The sequence below is a fragment of the Candidatus Zixiibacteriota bacterium genome (assembly GCA_022865345.1).
In the GTDB taxonomy this organism is placed as follows: domain Bacteria; phylum Zixibacteria; class MSB-5A5; order MSB-5A5; family RBG-16-43-9; genus RBG-16-43-9.
Genome location: JALHSU010000021.1, coordinates 1 through 2,357, shown reverse-complemented (window position 1 = coordinate 2,357; position 2,357 = coordinate 1). Strand labels below are relative to the sequence as shown.

General features: G+C 40.3%; 3 protein-coding genes. All 3 read right to left on the bottom strand.

What is annotated here, in order from left to right:
• Window positions 1-393: 393 nt before the first annotated feature.
• Window positions 394-969, bottom strand: a complete 576-nt coding sequence (xrtH, locus tag MUP17_00915) for an exosortase H (protein MCJ7457536.1) — start codon at window positions 967-969, stop codon at window positions 394-396.
• A 447-nt stretch (window positions 970-1,416) separates the two neighbouring features.
• Window positions 1,417-1,896, bottom strand: coding sequence for a hypothetical protein (locus MUP17_00910; protein MCJ7457535.1), 480 nt, complete (start codon window positions 1,894-1,896; stop codon window positions 1,417-1,419).
• A gap of 61 nt (window positions 1,897-1,957) precedes the next feature.
• A partial coding sequence (locus tag MUP17_00905; protein ID MCJ7457534.1) for a hypothetical protein occupies window positions 1,958-2,357 on the bottom strand: 400 nt, incomplete at its 5' end.

Genomic DNA, 2,357 nt, shown 5'->3' with positions numbered 1-2,357 from the left:
TAGGGCGTGATGAAAAGCCCTTTTGAAGTCATTGCGAGGAGTCCTATGGACGACGAAGCCCATCTGGGCTCGCAATGACAGCCTTCTGCACTTTTTCTACAGTTCCTTTTAGATTCTCCAGTGTAGAGACGCACCCGCCTCTGTGTTCTACTTCACAATTTTGGTAACAGGTTTAAACCCGCGTAGGGGCGGAGTTCATCTCCGCCCGAAGGTGATGGGTGGAGGCAAGCTCCACCCCTACGCGATATCTGTTTAAATAACAACACCTTCTTAAATATGATTGCGATTTCATTGTTCTCCACCTTATTTCCAATTTCTTCCTTAGAGCATTTTTTATAATAAACCGTTACCGAAATAGTGAAAAACTACACTCAGGCGAATGCATCTCTACATCTAAAATCTTTCAGACTTAACTATTTTCTCTATCCATAAGATCCAGGCACTGAGGAGGATCAGAATTAAAGCCACCTGCCAAAAATAAAGATGCATAAATTCAAAGGCTGATGGTCGGTAATTGGAGACGACTGTTATAACAACCATCCTTAAGATGTTGACTAAAAATATGAACGGGATACCTAAGAAAACACCCCAGAGTTTCTTTTTAAAACTGGCTGGATAAGCCAACATTGCCGCTAAGAAAATAAATATCTCATAGAGTCCGGTGCACTCGGCTATAATTTCGACGGAGAAGTTTTTTAGACTTAAAAACTTCTGGCTTACCCGTGCTCCCATTCCAAAAAGATTTAAAACCAGACCGACTGAATGAGCAGTAGCTATTTCTATTTTTTCAATGGGTGAGGATAAGAATTTATCTGCGGTTAAGGAGAATAAAATGATTAAGAGAATCAGCAATCCTATAAATAAAAGGACAAATCGTAAAATTGCTTTGGAAGCTTTGCTTCTTTTTTCTTCTTTGGGAATGGATTCTTTTCTATTATCAGTGATTGGTCCTTTTGGCTTTTTTTTCATATGGTGTAAGGGTAGGTAAGGAAATTTAGTTTGTCAAGTTTTTTTATGGAAACCTGTCCGAGAAACGGATCCATAGGAAAGGTTTCCGCTACATAAAAATCTTCTCCAATGTACCGGTAGGTCAGACATTCCTGTGGCTACGTGGCTACGCCTCCGTAGGACAGGCTTTGCTCTCTGACAGCGAAAAAAATAGACAAGAATGTCTATTTTACCAATTATGTAGCGGAAGGCCGTCAAGGTCTTGAGACTTCACCCTTCCATTTTTCTGAAAAAAAGTCCTCCCAGCAGATTAATTTGATTAACTCGAATTTGACCTTGAGGCTGATAAATCTGTTACCATAATCTGCTTAATCCGTTTACTCCGCTGTGAATTTTCTCATAATCATTATAAACCCCCTTTAGACTGATACTAAAGGGGGTTTATGTTTTGCTATCCTCACCCTGTATTTAGGCTGTTACAGGTTTTCTCCTCAACCAGAGATAGACACCGGCCACAATAATCAAAGCAATCAGAATGATCAAACCCCATTGAGTGAGACCTGGTTCGAAATATAGAAGACTTGTAGTATATACGGAGTCAGCCACGGCACGAGTGAAGCCTGTGACATCTGTTAAGGTGGCCTGTACCTTAACGGCACCTGCGATCCCTGTCCAAGTTGTATCCCATTGTGTAGCACCATTTGTTCGGGTAATCTTAAGTGTGTCAAGTGTAACGTCAAAGGAATCCTTATTCCGGAGCACTATATTGTAATTCTTATGTACAGTTACTGTATCCACCACACCTGCCACAATATACCTGCATTGATTGCTTCCCAGATCGTGCTTAGTGGCAATTGTGATATTAAAAGTCACTGCTGCCATTATATTTCCCTCTGTCACGGCCAGAAAAGTAATCAGTATCAAAATCACAGACATTTTTCGAAACATAATTTCCTCCACCTGCGAATTGACATATAGTTAATTTGTAAAAAATCGCTATCTAAAAAGATCAAAAGGAAGGTATAGGTGGTCCCCGCAGTTGTGGAATGAGAAAAAATCTTTGAGAGAAAAGATGGCATTTCTTTACAAAATCCCATGATAGCTCTGAAATTGAAAACTCTGAGGTCTGAGCTTTAAAGGCTTTTGCCACATATTCAATGGCTTTAATTAAAAGAGAGTTTAGAAGAACTACTATAAAAGAGATGATCCCGAAACCAAACAGGGTTACCAGTCTCAAAATAAAGGGAGTCGTAGGTGTAGAATGAGTAAGTAATCCGCTGGTGTAACCGAGTTTGATTAATGCCAGCTCAAAGAACACCCATAAGCCGGACACGATTACAGGATTAAATCCAAAGAACTGTTTTGCAATTCCTACTCCCCAGCCCCACAGGGCAAAAAGGAGCGTTCCG